The sequence below is a fragment of the Pseudoalteromonas sp. SR45-6 genome (assembly GCF_014163545.1).
Taxonomy (GTDB): Bacteria; Pseudomonadota; Gammaproteobacteria; order Enterobacterales; family Alteromonadaceae; genus Pseudoalteromonas; species Pseudoalteromonas rhizosphaerae.
Map to the genome: position 1 here is coordinate 131278 of NZ_JACJDM010000006.1, position 16674 is coordinate 147951.

The 16674-nt window shown below is 41.6% G+C and carries 9 protein-coding genes; 5 read left to right on the forward strand and 4 right to left on the reverse strand.

All coding sequences use genetic code 11. The features are described from left to right. Positions 1 to 10 precede the first annotated feature (10 nt). From bfr to H5158_RS04895, 4 genes are all read right to left on the reverse strand, one after another. Positions 11 to 484, reverse strand: a complete 474-nt coding sequence (gene bfr, locus H5158_RS04880) for a bacterioferritin (protein WP_149980077.1) — start codon at positions 482 to 484, stop codon at positions 11 to 13. A 222-nt stretch (positions 485 to 706) separates the two neighbouring features. After that, positions 707 to 2845 (reverse strand): TonB-dependent receptor, encoded by a 2139-nt coding sequence (locus tag H5158_RS04885; RefSeq protein WP_182717815.1) that lies wholly within the window; start codon positions 2843 to 2845, stop codon positions 707 to 709. Between the two features lie 693 nt (positions 2846 to 3538). After that, positions 3539 to 4612: a PepSY domain-containing protein gene (locus tag H5158_RS04890; RefSeq protein WP_182717837.1), complete on the reverse strand. Its 1074-nt coding sequence runs from the start codon at positions 4610 to 4612 to the stop codon at positions 3539 to 3541. Between the two features lie 112 nt (positions 4613 to 4724). Next, positions 4725 to 5588 carry a cation diffusion facilitator family transporter gene (locus tag H5158_RS04895; protein ID WP_145236243.1) on the reverse strand — a complete coding sequence of 288 codons (864 nt, stop codon included), beginning with the start codon at positions 5586 to 5588 and terminating at the stop codon, positions 4725 to 4727. Between the two features lie 166 nt (positions 5589 to 5754). On the opposite strand from H5158_RS04895, the gene H5158_RS04900 reads away from it, so the two are divergent. The 5 genes from H5158_RS04900 (at position 5755) to H5158_RS04920 (ending at position 16674) form a co-directional block, all read left to right on the forward strand. Beyond that, the gene (locus H5158_RS04900; protein ID WP_182717816.1) at positions 5755 to 6135 is read left to right on the forward strand and encodes a hypothetical protein; all 381 of its coding nucleotides are present in this window, start codon (positions 5755 to 5757) and stop codon (positions 6133 to 6135) included. Between the two features lie 53 nt (positions 6136 to 6188). Further along, the gene (locus tag H5158_RS04905) at positions 6189 to 7448 is read left to right on the forward strand and encodes a TolC family protein (protein WP_182717817.1); all 1260 of its coding nucleotides are present in this window, start codon (positions 6189 to 6191) and stop codon (positions 7446 to 7448) included. Continuing rightward, positions 7445 to 8665, forward strand: a complete 1221-nt coding sequence (locus tag H5158_RS04910) for an efflux RND transporter periplasmic adaptor subunit (RefSeq protein ID WP_182717818.1) — start codon at positions 7445 to 7447, stop codon at positions 8663 to 8665. Before H5158_RS04905 ends, H5158_RS04910 begins: the two co-directional genes overlap by 4 nt. 11 nt (positions 8666 to 8676) lie before the next feature. After that, a complete protein-coding gene (locus tag H5158_RS04915) occupies positions 8677 to 11817 on the forward strand; it encodes an efflux RND transporter permease subunit (RefSeq protein ID WP_182739584.1) in 3141 nt (1046 codons plus the stop codon). A gap of 108 nt (positions 11818 to 11925) precedes the next feature. Further along, the gene (locus H5158_RS04920; protein ID WP_182739585.1) at positions 11926 to 16674 is read left to right on the forward strand and encodes a PAS domain-containing protein; all 4749 of its coding nucleotides are present in this window, start codon (positions 11926 to 11928) and stop codon (positions 16672 to 16674) included.

The window sequence follows — 16674 nt, forward strand, 5'->3', positions numbered from 1 at the left end:
AATTTAGCTCCTATTCGCCCATTTGTGATTGGTGATAGTTTTGGCTACCAATTTTATCAATCAAACCAAGTTGTTGTTCAAGCCAGTAAACGTGATCTTCTTCGGTATCGAATAATAGCTTTTCAAGGATCTCACGTGACTGATAGTCTTTTTCTTGCTCACAGACTGCAATTACTTCTTTAACACATTCAACGACTTCAAGCTCTAGGGTTAAGTCATTTTGCATCATTGATTTAACATCATGACCAATAATAAGATCACGGCGTTTGGTCATGTTTGGTACGCCTTCGAGGAATAAAATACGCTTAATTAACCAATCAGCGTGATCTTTTTCTTCTTCCATTTCATGATTAAGGCGTACATAAAGTTTATCTAAACCCCAATCATCGTACATACGTGAGTGGATAAAATATTGATCGATTGCTGCAAGTTCATTTGCAAGCAATGTGTTAAAGCTGTCGATAACTTTTTGATTACCTTTCATAACGGCCTACCTTGAAATTCATAATTGCGACAAGTTTAGTGTAAAATCACAAGATTGCAAGTATTTTCCTTTTAAATCATATGGTTAATATTGCGTGTGATTCTCGTTTAAGTTTGCATTGTTGGTTGCTTTGTGAACAGATTGCTATTTATATTTAAGGTTAAAGATGAAATTAAGAAAGGCTCGTTCATTGCACCGCGCAATGAACGAGTTTAATGATGCTTAAAATTTATATTTAACGCCAACAGTTGCTGTTGTTCCTAAACCTTTGATGTTGTAGCCGCCGAATGTATATGACTGAGCACGGGCTGGAAAGTAATCTTCGTTAAATAAGTTCTCGATACCTGCAAACCCTTGCCAGTTATCAGCAAATTGGTATTGGCCAGTTAAGTTAAAAATATTATAATTTTCGACAGGACCCTGATCGCCCACATATTTGCCATCGTCATTTGCTGCAAAGCGTTTTCTATCGCCGACATACAGGTAACTTAATGTTAGTGACATAGCATCACTAGGTTGCCAGTTTAGGTTAGCTGTCGCTTTTGGTGGGCTGATCTGTTTAGAACCTAAATAAACATCTGCTTCAGTGTTTTTACCTTCAACATAGCTATACGTTGCCAGTAATTTTAGGTTTGCAGAAATTGTATAATCTACCAGTGTTTCGTAGCCCCAAATTTCCTGTGGTGCTCGCACTGGTTCATATACGCCGGTCACTTCATTAAATTTATTGGTTGTGCCAAGTTCAGAGGTACTACGATAGGCGGCAACTTCAATACGTACATTATCAAATTGTGAATTAAAACCAATTTCATAGTTGTCGATGATCGAGGCTTCAGTTTGGATCTGTCCAATATCGTTTACCGTGGCAGCACGCAACAAACGGCCAATATCTGAAATATCGGAGCCTTGTGAGTAGCTTAAAAATGGGCTGAATTTTTCATCAAGGTTGTACTTAATACCAACATTATAGGTTGTCGCATCGTAATCTATAGTGTCGCCTTTAACGTTAATAGGTACTGAGCACTGAGTTGGCGTTTTACATAGTTTAAGTGTGCGGTAGTCGTCTACCGTTAAATCAATGCTTTCTTTGCGAACACCGGCTTTGACAATAAGGTCATCAGCAATCACCCATTTGGTTTGTAAAAAGCCAGCAACACTTTGCATATCCATCTCTGGAACCCAGATACGGCCATCAACAAGTGGCTGCGAAGTCACATCGGTTAATGCATCGATACCATAAATAAATGAGGCTTCGATAGAATCAAAATCTATTAGGGTATTAAATGTTGCGCGTGCGCCTTTTTTCTCAGATCTTATAATTGACTGGCCGCCGTCATAATTTTCGTCTTGATTAGCAAGATTGGGGGAGAAGAAAAACACGTTTTCTATATCTTGCATATAAAGATCTAAGGTCATTTGGGTGTTATCAAATAGCGCGTAGTCTATGTACTTTAGGGTGATATTTTCGTTGCCTTCGGGGCCTTGTGGTTTACCTTGTTTTTGTAATTCAGGTGGTACATGGATTGCGTAGGTTTTTTCGCCTAAGCTGATATCGCCAGCAACATCGCCAAGGTCAGTTTTTTGCTGCGAACTGAAGTAGTTATAACTAAATTGTAGCTGTTTTTCGTCATCAAAATCATAGCCCAATTTAGTAAAGTAGTTTTGTGTAACTGCGTCAGATAAACCATATTGTAAACCGAGTATGTCACCCTGGGCATCGCGTTGTACGCCATTTTCTTCATAGCTGGCAGTAACTAAATAGCTAAATTTGTCAGCACGGCCATTAATGGCTGCTGATAGCCTTGCACCGGCACTTTCCTCAAGTTTTACCGCACTAAAGCGACTCGATAAACTTATTTCACCTTCGGTTTTACCATCACTTTTTGCTTGTTTAGTGATGTAATTAATAATACCGCCTGATGCACCGTTACCGTAAATAGAGGTGGCACCTTTGATCACCTCAATGCGGCCGATAGCACTTGGGTCGAGGCTCTTTATACCTAAAGAGCCATTACGCAGTGGGGTTGATTGCGGCACGCCGTCAATCATTATAAGTGGTGCGCGACCACGCAGCGTTTGCCCGGTATTACTCGAACTACCTGTATCAGGGGCAAGGCCCGGCACCATTTGCGCAAGTAAGCTTTGTAGCTCTGGATTTACTTTTAAATGCTCTTCGATTTGCTGTTGATTGATAATAGTAATTGATGCGGGAACCTCATCAATGCTTTCAAAAACACGGCTACCAGAGACAACCACACGCTCCATTTGCGTATCGGTTAATTGGTTTTTATTGATTGCTTCATCGGCAAAAGTGGCAGTGCTTACAGCGAGGGCTAATAAAGTGAAAGAGGTTTTAAACATGAAGATCCTTTACGACTATGTAATTATGAGATATTGCTGTTTTTATTGGCGCAATAATAAGTGTAAAGAAGTGTAAAGGCAAGGGTATTGATAGTTATTATCAATTGCATTTTGTTTTTTTGCTATTCAAAAAAGTTAAACATCAGCATTATGCTTGCAAAAAATGCCAACCAAAGCGGCGCACTTGCTTGATATTTTCCGACATTAAAAAGTTGATAACAAAAACCAATAAGCAGTAGTAGCTCAATAAGTAGCTGGAGTGGAAAACCCACAAAGGCATAAATGATTCCTATCACTGAGAGAAAGCTATTACCTGATAGTTTGCTCAAGGTGCCAGTAAAAAACTCGGCTGCTATAAAAAAGCACAAGTGGTTGATTATAAATAATAATAGAACACTTTTCATAGCTCTCGTCCTTAAGCTTTTTTCCTGATGCGCTAATAAGTGATTAATTCCATGTAATTGGTACGATTAATTTTAGGAGCTAAAATAGGAAAAATAAAGCAACGTCACTTGTTTAAAGTATGAGTTGCCACAAGGCAAAAAGTACATTTACATCGAGTCAGGAACGGCAGTTATTTGAAAGGTAAGGGTGGCATGAGTTGATCTGATAGTGTTACTGGTGGTGTGAACTTAAAGTTATTGTTCAACATCACCAGTGCGAGCTGATTTATTAAAACGTTATAATGCTGAGTTATCTATAATGGCGCTTATACCAAAAGTAACCCCCGCTGATAGTAAAAAAAGCAGGCAGTAGTGCAACCAATAGCCATAACATTTGCACCAAAAAACCGGCAAAATCGCCAATATGAAATTTGTATTTAAAATTCCACGCGCGAGTTGTAAGGTTGGCTTTTGAGGCATCGTAAGATTGCAGGACTTGACCGGTGTATTGATCGGCCCATACCCAACTATAAGCATGACTTTCATCAGGGTTTCTTACTCTAAGTGCAACTGGGTCGCTGGCTTTTTTAGGCAAATAGATACGAAATAATTCAGCCTCAGGAAATACAGCTAATGCGTTTTGTATAGCCACTGCAAAGTTATCGCCATTGATTATATTTGGCACCTCGAGTTCCGGCGCTTTAGGGCGTGCCTCTACATTATTTTGTGTTACAAACTCAAGCACTGCTTTGGTCTCGTCTTTCCAGTGAAATGCCATACCAGTAAAGGCAATTAAAATAAGAGGGATAAATAGATACATGCCAATCACTGTATGGAGTTGGTAAAGCAAAATACGTAATTTAGCCTTGGGTTTTATTACTAAACGTTTTAGGCGATTTTTAGGTTTAAGAAACATGTATACGCCAACGAATATATTGATAATAAAAATTAACGCACAGATAGAGACCCAATTGCGCAGCGGCTTTTTGCCATCTGTATCTTGGTATAATAGCCAACGATGAACGGCCATGGTAAAGCCATACACTGTACTGTAATAATCATATTTGAGCAGTACTTGTCCGGTATATGGGTTAACGCTGATATAGTTTTTATCAGCAAGCTGGGCTTGCCATGCAACAGTGGGCTGCTGCTCTGGCATAAGTAAAGTGACATTTTGTTTGGAGTGAACAGCCAGCGTATTGATAAGCACCGGATAGGCCAGTGGTGTTGATTGCGGGGTTACTGTCCAATATTGCGGGTTAATGATTTGCTGAATGTCTTTTGCGTAAATTAAAATAGCGCCGGTGATGCTTAAACAGATCAAAAACAGCCCACTAACTAATGTCAGTATTAAATGAGTACGGCGTAACCACAGCTTTAACAACACAGATATCCTATGATATTTATAAAAATAAAGATGCGATGATAAATGAGAACGCGAGCTGTTTTCAATAAAAATACGATTAAATGCAATTATGAGCTCGCATCATGGTTTGTTATTGTGGCTGTTTATATTCAATAATACATTGCTCAATAGCAAATTCATGGTGTAAATAGTCTTTAATTGCGTCAATATCAAGTGGCTGAGTAGCTATGATCACCAGTTCACAACAGGTCGTTTTCTCATCAATTTGCCAGGCTTTAATGCTGTGTACTTGGCTAATTGTAAAGTGCTTTTGTAACGCATTAGTGATTGCTTCACGATTAAAGTTATTGGGCGCAGCTTGCATAAGAATTTTGCAACTTTCAATCAGTAGTAATACCCCGTGATAAATTACATATGCCGAAATGAATACTGTGGCAATCAAATCAACAATATACCATTGATAGAGAATAATTAAGGTACCAGCCACAATTACCACGATCGAGGCCATAGCATCAGACACATTATGAATAAATGCAGCGCGAATATTCATGCTATTTTTTGCCCCCGCACGAAAAGTCAACACCGCCGTCGCAACATCAATTACTAGTGCCAATGCTGCTACCCACACTACAATCCAGCCATCGATTGGAGTGGGGTTAAAATAGCTGTCAATGGCTTCTAGTATTAAAAATCCACCAATAATGATTAAGGTGCTGCTGTTTAACAATGTGGCTAAAATTTCTGCACGTTTATAACCAAAATGATAGTGCTCGTTAGCGGGTTTATTACCAATTCTACGGGCGATTAATGCGATAAAAATAGCCGCTGCATCACTGAGATTATGCAGTGCATCGGCAATTAAAGACAGACTGCCAGAGATGAGACCGCCAACAACTTGGGCAATAGTAAGTAGCACATTGATAAAAACAGCGAAGCCTAGCTGGCGATCACTTTGGTCGTCATTGTGATGACTATGAGAATGTTGATGAGCCATATTGAGTATTGCCTAAGTTGTTATTATATTGATACTACAATACTAAATGAGCATTGCTGAATTAGCCAGCGGCATAAAGTTGGCATCTGTCGCGAGCGGTTAAGCACTTCTCAGTAACGAAAAGATATGTTAAGTTAGCTTGGAAATCGTTCAAAGGATATATTGCTTGAAGCAATTAGTGTTGTTAATCTTAGCGTTTGTACTACTTCAGCCTGTGCTGGATAGTTTTGACGTGGCTGATCATAACACTGCTATTAATGTAACCTCGCAATTATTATATCAACAAAGTCAATTAGACGAACACTGCTCTGTCAATAACGATCATGATATTCACCAACTGCAACATCAGCAATTAAGCCAAGCCTTAGCTGATAACGCCGATGATGCGCATTGTCATGTATGTCATATTCCTGCATTTTTTACTGAGCCGTGGCAGCAGCATGTCAATTTACCAAGCTACGACATTATTAGTTTGAACGCCCCTGCATTTAATTCGCGTCTGCTTATTCCTGATCTACGCCCTCCAATTACTCACTCACTAAGTTAATTTTTAGCTGGCCAACATCATGGTCACCGATTTATTTAGTAAGAGTATATGTTATGAATTTATACAAACCATTTGGGTTTGCTTGTCTGTGTGCGACTGTATTAGCTGCACCATCCGCATTGGCTACGCCAACGCATAATACCGGCGATTTAACCTGGTTGTTGTCGCAATTAAAACAACACCCAAATTTACAGGCTGATTTTCAGCAGCTGCAAAGTGCCACTGCATCTGTGCGAGCCGCAGGGCAATCTCTATATAATCCAAACCTTGAGTCGAGTATTGAAAAAGAAGGCGATGCTAATAATTTTAGTATTGGGCTGAGCCAAACATTTGATATTAATGATCAACAACAGGCACAACACAGTGCGGCGCTACTGACACTGGTTGCACAGCAGCAGCGTTTGCAATTAACATATTTACAATTAGTTGAACAAACCCTGATTGCGCTTATCAATTGGCGCAGTAGTAAAGCAGCTTTTCAGTTAGCGCAACAGCAAGAGCAGCAATTAGAGCGTTTAGTTACCGTGGTTAAGCGCCGTCGAGCGGCCGGAGAAGTCGGGTTGCTGGATGAACAATTAGCGTTGTACTCACTATCAGAAATTTTGAATCAAACCGCCCAACAAGCCAGTGCTTATGCAGATGCTAAATTAGCTGTGCAGGCACTGTTACCAACGTGGCACGAAGATGGGCAGCTGACACCTGAACAGTTACTCAGTGGTATTAAACTCACTACAGATACTGAAAATGTGGTCCAACATCCACAACTTTTGCTGGTGAAATCACAATGGCAACAACAGCGTCAGCAAGTAAAGGTGATCAAAGCAGAACGAGCCGTCAAACCAACCATTGGGCTTGTAGCAGGTAAAAATGGTGATGATAACCTTGTCTCTGTGAGTTTTTCTATGCCGCTGAATATAGTGAATAATTTTAGCGATGAATACCAAGCCGCTGAATTTACGGTGATGTCAAAAGAAGCCGAATATCAAGCTTTAAAGCGCACTATGACGTTTCAAGCACAAGCCAGTAAAGAGGTGATGCAAGCGTACGCTCAGCGCGTTAAGCGTTGGCAGTCGATTAACCAAGCAAATGCAGATAGCAGCCTTGCGTTGATAGAGCAACAATGGCAAAGCGGTGATATCAGTACCGCTGAGTACTTAACCATGCGCCAACAGCGTATTTCAGGATTACTTGCTGGCATTGAAATTGTTCAGCAGAGCCAACTGGCGAGTGTGAATTGGTTAACGCAAAGTGGTCAACTTAGCCATTATATTTCTACCTTTACGGATCCCCTAACTGATGGAGCTGCACTATGACGCGCTTAAAAATTATTCTTTCTGCTCTGCTATTTATTTTTAGCAATTTAGGGCAGGCAACCACTGTTGCACAACAAAAGTTTGATGATACAAAAACAGGTCATCAACACAGTGAAGAAGCACCGCACGCTCATACACCAGATGCAGCCCTTGATCATAGTGCTACCACAGCAGTACAACCGAGTGAGAATGTTGCACATGATCAAGCCGGCGGGGTACGTTTAACCCCGACACAAATGCGTTTAGCAAATGTGCAGATCAGCCCATTAGAAAAGCACACTTATCAAGCGCAGTTGTATGCCCCTGGTGAAATCAAAGCTAATGGTTATAGCAGTTATGTGTTGTCGCCACGAGTAGATTCAATTGTGGTGAAACGTCACGCAACCTTAGGACAACATATTCAAGTAGGCGCACCGTTAGTGACTTTATTTAGTGCTGAGGTCGCCAGTGCACAAACCACTTATCGATTAGCTAAAGCACAGTGGCTGCGGGTGCAAAAAATGGGCAAAGGTACGGTGAGCGAAAAACGCTTACTCACAGCCAAGGCAGAATATGAAGTGGCTCACAGTCAACTTGTGGCGTTTGGTTTATCGGCTAAAGCAATTGCGCAAAGTGCGGTAAGCCCAGCCGATAAACTGGGGGAGTACACATTATTTGCTGGCACCTCAGGAGCTGTGCTCAGTGATAATTTTGCACAAGGGCAGCGGGTCGATGCAGGAATTGAACTTATGCTGATTGCTGATGAAAGTCTACTATGGGTTGAAGCGCAATTGTCGGCAAATCAAACCATTAATATTGATACAGGCACAATAGCGCAAGTGAAAGTGAATCAATTCACATACCCAGCCAAGGTGATCCAAGAAGCACACACTATAGATCAGATCACTCGTTCACGGATTGTGCGTTTAAGTGTACAAAACAGCCAGCATCAATTACACCCAGGGATGTTTAGTGACGTGTATTTTGAATTTTCAACTGAGCAACAAGTGTTGGCAGTACCAGAGCAAGCTCTACTTAGGAACCCAGATGGTGATTGGGCGGTATATGTGCAAGATGAAGACGGTGAACTTATAGCAACTGAAATTGAACGTGGCCGACGGTTTGGTCAGCTTCGTGAAATTAAAGGATTAGCTGAGGGCACTAAAGTCGTTACTCAAGGAGCATTTTTTGTCGCATCAGAACTAGCTAAAGGCGGTTTTGATCCGCACAACCATTAGGAGCTAACACTATGTTTAATAATATAATAGATAGTGCGATTGCTAATCGACTACTGGTTTTGCTGACTCTTTGTGTATTAATTGTCACCAGTGTTGTGGTGATCCCAAAACTCAACCTTGATGCTTTTCCAGATGTTACCAATGTGCAAGTGGCTGTTAATACCGAAGCACCAGGTTTGGCTGCCGTTGAAGTTGAGCAGCTGATCACTTACCCAATTGAAGCGGTCATGTATGCATTACCTGATGTAGAGCAAGTTCGTTCGATTTCTAAAACGGGGCTTTCTGGTGTTACCGTGGTGTTTAAAGAAGGGGTGGATATCTATTTTGCCCGCCAACTGGTATTTGAGCGTTTGCAAGCAGCGAAAGAACTGATCCCGGACGGGATTGGCTTGCCTGAAATGGGCCCGAATACGTCAGGGCTCGGGCAGGTTTACCAATACTTATTAGCGGCATCACCTGAGTCTGGCTTGGATAGTATGGCGCTGCGCAGCTTAAACGATTGGATTGTGAAGTTACTCATCTTACCCGTTGATGGGGTTACCGAAGTACTGTCGTTCGGTGGTGATGTGCGTCAATATCAAGTAAATCTTAACCCAAATAAGTTATTAGCTTATCAGCTCGAGCAACAACAAGTGGTAACTGCGCTGGAAGAAAACAACACCAATGTAGGTGGCTGGTATATGAACCGCGGCCAAGAGCAGTTAGTTATTCGTGGAACAGGTTGGTTTAATGCCGGCACACTAGGGCTGCAAGAAATAGCACAAACGCCATTGAAAACCATCAATGGCACAGTGATCACCATTGCCGATGTGGCAGAGGTGACGCTTGGCAGTGAAATTCGCCAAGGTGCCGCTACGATGAGTAAAAAAGATGGTCAAGGTAATGTGCAATCATTAGGTGAAGTGGTGACAGGAGTGGTATTAAAACGCATTGGTGCAAATACCAAGCAAACCATTGATGGTATTTGCGCGCGGATTGCGATGATCAATCAAGCACTACCAGAGGGGGTGACGTTTGAACCGTTATATGACCAAGCTGATTTGATCACCAAAGCGGTTGATACTGTGGTGGATGCCTTGCTATTAGCGTTTGTATTTATTGTGGTTGTGCTGGCGTTGTTTTTAATGAATTTACGCGCCACATTATTGGTTTTATTGTCTATACCAATCTCCATTAGTATGGCTTTATGTGTCATGTCGTGGTTAGGGCTCTCGGCTAATTTGATGTCACTCGGTGGTATTGCTGTGGCAATTGGTATGCTGGTGGATGGCTCGGTGGTGATGGTGGAAAATATTTTTCGTCACTTAACTAACAATACTCATGCTGATCACTCACCGGCTAAATTGATTACTGTGGCGGCTAAAGAAGTTGCCAGGCCGGTATTTTTTGCTGCACTAATTATTTTAGTCGTGTTTATGCCGCTGTTTAGTTTTGAAGGTGTAGAAGCTAAATTATTCCAGCCAATGGCTATAAGTATCATGTTAGCCATTATTTCTGCTGTGATTGTTGCGCTAGTAATCGTGCCAGCAATGGCAGTGTATTTATTTTCTAAAGGTGTCACAGTTAGGCGCAGTGTATTACTTGAGCCGTTAGATAAAACTTATCAAATATGTTTACGCTGGGCAATGAACGCACGTAAAACGGTGATCTCGCTGGCGGGAATATTAGTGGTGATTGCTGGTATCTTATTGCCGCAACTAGGTACTGAGTTTGTGCCAGAGCTTGAAGAAGGCACTATTAACTTACGGGTAACGCTGGCACCTTCGGCAAGCTTGGATACAGCATTAATGGTCGCTCCTAAGTTGGAAGCGATATTATTGGCCTTTCCTGAAGTTGAGTATGCACTTAGCCGAATTGGTCGCCCAGAAGTCGGGGGGGATCCAGAGCCAGTTAATAATATTGAAATTTACTTAGGTTTAAAGCCGGTGAGTGAATGGCAATCAGCTGCTAATCGTGCACAACTGCAAGTGTTAATGGAACAAAAATTAGCGCAGTTTCCTGGTTTATTGTTTAACTTTTCACAGCCGATAGCCACGCGGGTGGATGAGCTACTATCAGGGGTGAAAGCGCAACTAGCGATTAAGCTGTTTGGTGCTGATTTAGATGTGTTAGTCGCTAAAGGGCAGCAAATTGAGCAAGCTGTAAAAGGTGTTGCTGGCGCTAAAGATGTGGCAATGGAACAAATTGCTGGTGAAGCACAATTAGTGATAAAACCGAACCGCTTAGCACTTTCTCGCTATGGTTTATCTGTGGGGGATTTAATGTCGATAGTGCAAGATGGCATTGGCGGCACTGCGGCAGGGCAAATTATTAATGCCAATGAGCGGTATGATATTTATGTGCGCATTGGTGCAGAGTTTCGTGACAGCCCAGAAGCCATTGCAGACCTGCGTTTATTATCACCGACAGGTGCCGTGGTTAGGGTTGGGGATGTCGCAACGGTTAATATTGAATCTGGTCCGCCACAAGTGCGTCGTGATGACGTTCAGCGCCGAGTAGTGATCCAAGCCAATGTACAAGGGCGCGATATGGGCTCAGTCGTCGCGGATATTCGCCTTGCCATAGCTGAGCAAGTTGATTTACCCGCAGGTTATGGTGTGAATATCGGCGGTCAATTTGAAAACCAACAACGGGCGCAGCAACGTTTATCTATCGTGGTGCCTATTTCGCTGGCTTTGATTGCATTACTTTTGTATTTTGCATTTGGCTCAATAGGCCAAGCATTGCTGATTTTAGTCAATGTGCCGTTAGCAGTTATTGGTGGTGTGGTTGCACTTTACGTATCGGGGCAATATTTATCAGTGCCAAGCTCTGTGGGTTTTATTACCTTGTTTGGGGTAGCTGTGCTTAACGGCGTGGTGATGGTTGAGAGTATTAATAATCGTGTTAAAGCGGGAGATAGTCTACAAAGCGCAGCATTTAATGGCGCACTATCTCGGCTGCGACCCGTACTAATGACGGCGTTAACCTCAGCGCTTGGTTTGATACCCATGTTGATATCAACAGGGATCGGCGCTGAAATTCAAAAACCATTAGCAACGGTTATTGTTGGCGGATTATTTACCGCAACCTTTCTTACCTTATTTGTATTGCCGGTACTCTACACTCAATTTAGTCAGCAGTTTTACCGTGTCAATGGGAATAAAAACTAGCTCTACTGCAGTACCTTACACAAGGCGCATAAACTTGCGTCTTGTGCTATTTAGTGCATTAATATAAGTAAGTTTCTAAAACAATAAAAAGTTGATTATGGAAATACAATGCTGAATGGCCTGTTAAAAAATAAAAGCCAATCTATACGGACGAAACTGATTGTTACTTTTATTGTCATTGCGCTAGCACCATTATTTTTAATGTCTTGGTTTAGTCTTCAACATGTAAGCAACTCCCTTGAAAAAAGCGCCCAAACTGAACTTGGTGAATTAAGCAGTATTGGTAAGCAATTTGCGAATATTTGGTTTGCAGATCACATTAAAGACCTATATCTATTAAATGATCAACTAAGTCATAGCCAGCTAAATAAACGGCTACTGATTGATGAGTTTGTTGATCGATATGATTTTGTCAATGAAATTCATATTATCTTCGACCCCTCAAATACCCCAAACCCAGTTAATAACAGTGCGTTTTCAGCCTTAAATCGTGATCAGTTAATTGCGATGCTAGCGGCTATTGAGCAAGGGCAAAAAAGTGTATTTATATCTTCAATGGGGGCTGAAACACATCATTTTGTGGCGTTACCTATGATAGACGAGCAACGCGGACTTTATGCAATAGTATTAGCGAATATAAATTTTCAAGGCTTGCTCGATAATTTAGAACATATTCATAATAATAATGAGGGACTAACTTTCTTTATTGTGAAAGCAGGTGAAATCAAAGGTGCCCAATTGCACCCGAGTGTATTACCAAAAGCTGATTATTTTACTAATGTGGCAAATACTGAACAGGTTTTTACCTATCGAAAAATAGATGACACATTACACTATGCCATTTTAACGGACTTGAATTTTGCAAACGCCACAGGCTGGCAGCTATTGGTTGAAAAGCCTGCAGCCGTTATGTTGCAAGGTGCCAGTGACTATAAGTTTGCAGCTGTGGTTGCTAATGCTTTTGCATTTTTAGTGATCTTAATTCTATCGTGGTGGTTTGGACGACGTTTATCTCGCCCGTTCATTAGCCTTGCCAATGCCAGCGCTGAAATAACCCGAGGTGAGCGCAACAATATTCCTATTCTGGAAGACAGTAGTGAATTACATCAGCTGTCGATTGATCTAGAACACTTAGTCAGTAGTAAGGTACAACAGCAAGAACGGCTAGAGCATCAAAGCACAGCGCTTCAGCTTGCCTTAAAACAGTTAGCGGAACAAAAAAGTGCACTTGATGAACATGCAATTGTTGCTGTGACCGATATCAAGGGCACGATCACCTTTGTTAATAAGAAATTTTGTGAGATCAGCGGTTACAGCGAAAGTGAATTGTTAGGAAAAAACCACCGTATTTTAAACTCTGGGACTCATCCTAAAGATTTTTTTAAGGACATGTATAAAGCCGTAACCGCAGGCAATGTATGGCATGCGCAAATCTGTAATCGAGCAAAAAATGGTGACTTTTATTGGGTCGATACTACAGTTGCGCCTTTTTTAGATGAACAGGGCAAGCCCCAAAGTTATATCGCTATTCGCACCGACATCACAGCATTAAAACTACAAGAATTTGAACTCGAACAACACAAAACACAATTACAATTAGTGTTGGACAGCACTGCAGTAGGGATTTGGGACTGGTATGTAGATACTGGCAAAGCATACTTTAATAACCGCTGGGCGAGTATTATCGGTTATAAATTGGAAGAACTACAACCAACTGATTTTAATACATGGAACAAATATACTCATCCAGATGATCTTGTTACTTCAGGGCAGCTTTTAGAGCAGCATTTTGCGGGTGAGAGCGATTATTATGTCTGCGAAGTTCGTATGTTGCATCGTCTCGGACATTGGGTGTGGGTACTGACCACAGGACGTATCGTTGAGCGCAATAGTGATGGCTCTGCAAAACGAATGATAGGTACTCACCTTGATATTACAGAGCGAAAAGAAACAGAAGCACAATTACAATTGAGTCGCGACCGATTTGTGTCTCTGGTCGGCAATATTCCAGGCATTGTGTATCGATGTAAATACGATGCCCAATGGAGCATGCTCTACCTGAGTGAACAAACAAAAGTTATTACCGGCTATGAACCAAATGATTTAGTTGATAATCATAAGCTTAGCTTTGTTGAATTAATTCACCCGGATGATGTTGCTAGCGTGGCTGAGAAAGTGAGAGTCGATATTGATGCTCGTCAGCCATGGTCATTAGAATACCGTTTGGTCGCTTCTGATGGCTGTATTCATTGGGTACATGAAAAAGGTCAAGCAGTGTATGATCAGGCTGGCAACGTATTGTATTTAGATGGTTTTATTCATGATATAACCGAGCGTTATCATACTCAATCGACACTTTATCGCCAACAAAGTTTACTTGAAGCAATGAGTAAACAAGGCCAAATTGGTGCCTGGGAAGTGGATTTAGAAGCACAGACAATGTATTGGTCCGATGAAGTCAAAGCAATTCATGAAGTCGCTGACGACTACCAGCCAGTAATAGGGCAAGCTCTTGATTTTTATAAGCAAGGTGAACATCGTGATAAAATTAGCGAACTGTTTGAAGATGCAGTTATTAATGGTAATAGCTGGGAAATTGAGTTAATCCTTGTCACAGCGTTAGGCAATGAAAGGTGGGTTAAGTCGATAGGGCAAGTTGAATTTAAAAATGAACGTTGCGTGCGTGTGTATGGTTCATTTCAAAATATTGATACTTATAAACATCTCGAATTAGAGAGTAAAAAAGCCAACCAATATAATAAAAACCTAGCGAGTTTAACCGTCTCACCTGAGTTATTGGCAGGTAATTTCGATGTAGTAAAAAATTTAGTGACGCAGTCAATGTGTGATGTACTTGATGTGCAACGCTCAGCAGTGTGGGTGTTTGATGAAGCTAGCGATGAAATGACGTGCGTGAGTTTATTTATCGATGATCAAGGTTTTGTTGAGCAGCCTTTAGTGCTTAAAGCGAGTGAATTTCCCGCTTATTACAAAGCAATATTTGCACAAGGTTTAGTGGCAATTAATGATGTTAATAGCCATCCTGCAACCGCCGAATTGATTGACACTTACACAACACCATTAAATATTAATTCGATGCTCGATGCCGTTATATCTACCGGTGAGGGTATATTAGGAGTGCTCTGTGCGGAAAGTGTCGGTAGCTATCGCTGTTGGAGCCAAAATGAAGAAACCTATTTACGCTCTTTAGCGACCTTAGTGGGCAGCGTGTTAATGTCGCAAAGGCGTAAGCAAACCGCCCAAGAGCTGAAAATTGCATTAGTCAAAGCCAATGCTGCTGCAACAGCAAAAAGTCAATTTTTAGCAACCATGAGTCATGAAATTCGTACCCCAATGAATGGGGTGTTGGGTATGCTTGAGCTGATCGAACTTGAAGCGTTGACCAAGCCGGTGCGAACGAAAGTCGCGATAGCAAAAAATAGCGCGCATTCTTTATTGTCGGTGATCAATGATATTTTAGATTTTTCGAAAGTTGAAGCCGGTAAAATCGAGCTAGAAAGTATCAACTTCAATGTCTGTAATTTACTCGGAGAGGTGGCGGAATCTCAAGCCCTTGCGGCGCAAGATAAAGATATCGAAATCATTATTGATTTAGTGGCTGTGACACCGGTGCAATTTAAAGGCGATCCGGGGCGTATTCGCCAAGTGCTGACCAATTTACTGAGTAACGCTGTTAAGTTTACTGCGCAAGGTGAAGTAGTGATCCGCGCATCAGTAACTCCTATTGAACAACAATATCAGCTCAGTATTTGTGTAAAAGACTCTGGCATCGGAATTGATCTAACCAAGCAAGAAGATTTATTCAGCCCATTTTCGCAAGTAGATGCCTCGACTACGCGTGAATATGGCGGCACTGGATTAGGTTTGGCGATTAGTAAACAATTGTGTGAGTTAATGGGTGGAGAAGTAACGTTAGTCAGTGAGGTAGGGCATGGTTGTGAGTTTACCGCGACAGTGATGCTAGAGGCGGGAAGTGACACTGAGCGTAGTATACCGACCATAGATATGACCAAGCTCACTATATTGGTGGTTGATGATAACGAAACCAATCGGATTGTGATAAGCCAACAGCTTGCTCATTGGGGTGCAAAAGTTGAGCTTGCTTGTAATGCAGCACAAGCCTTGCAGTTATGTAAAAAGCGCCTTGCAGATAAACTTAATTTGTATGATATTGCCGTGTTGGATATGCAAATGCCAGGAATGGATGGCTTAGCACTGTGTCGAAAATTAAAAGCCGATGATGATTTTAAAGCAATGCCATTAGTAATGATGACCAGTATCGCTGGCATGGAAGGAGTACAACGTTTTAGCGATGCAGGGTTCCAAGCGTATTTTCCAAAACCTATCACTACGGCTGATTTGATCAGTGCCATGGCGGTGATCGCTCATGGTGGTAGCGCCGATTTACCTTTAGTGACATCAAGTTATATATCCTCACTGCGTAGTGATCAGCATAGAGCAAATAGCCATATTTTATTGGTTGAAGACAATCCGATTAACCAGCAAGTATCTAAACTAATGTTAAGTAAACTGAATTTTACCGTGACGCTAGCGGAGAATGGTCAGCAAGCCCTTGATATTTTAGCGAAAGTACCTGCAGAACACTTTAATTTAGTGCTCATGGACTGCCAAATGCCGGTGCTGGATGGATTTGACGCTACTCGCGCAATTCGTGCCGGTGAGGCGGGTGCTAAACATCAACAGATCACAATTATTGCACTCACAGCCAATGCAATGGATGAAGACAAACAGCTGTGTTTAGCGTCTGGAATGGATGACTACTTGGCTAAACCAATTCAACTACAAATATTAAAAGATAAACTAGATCAGTATTAA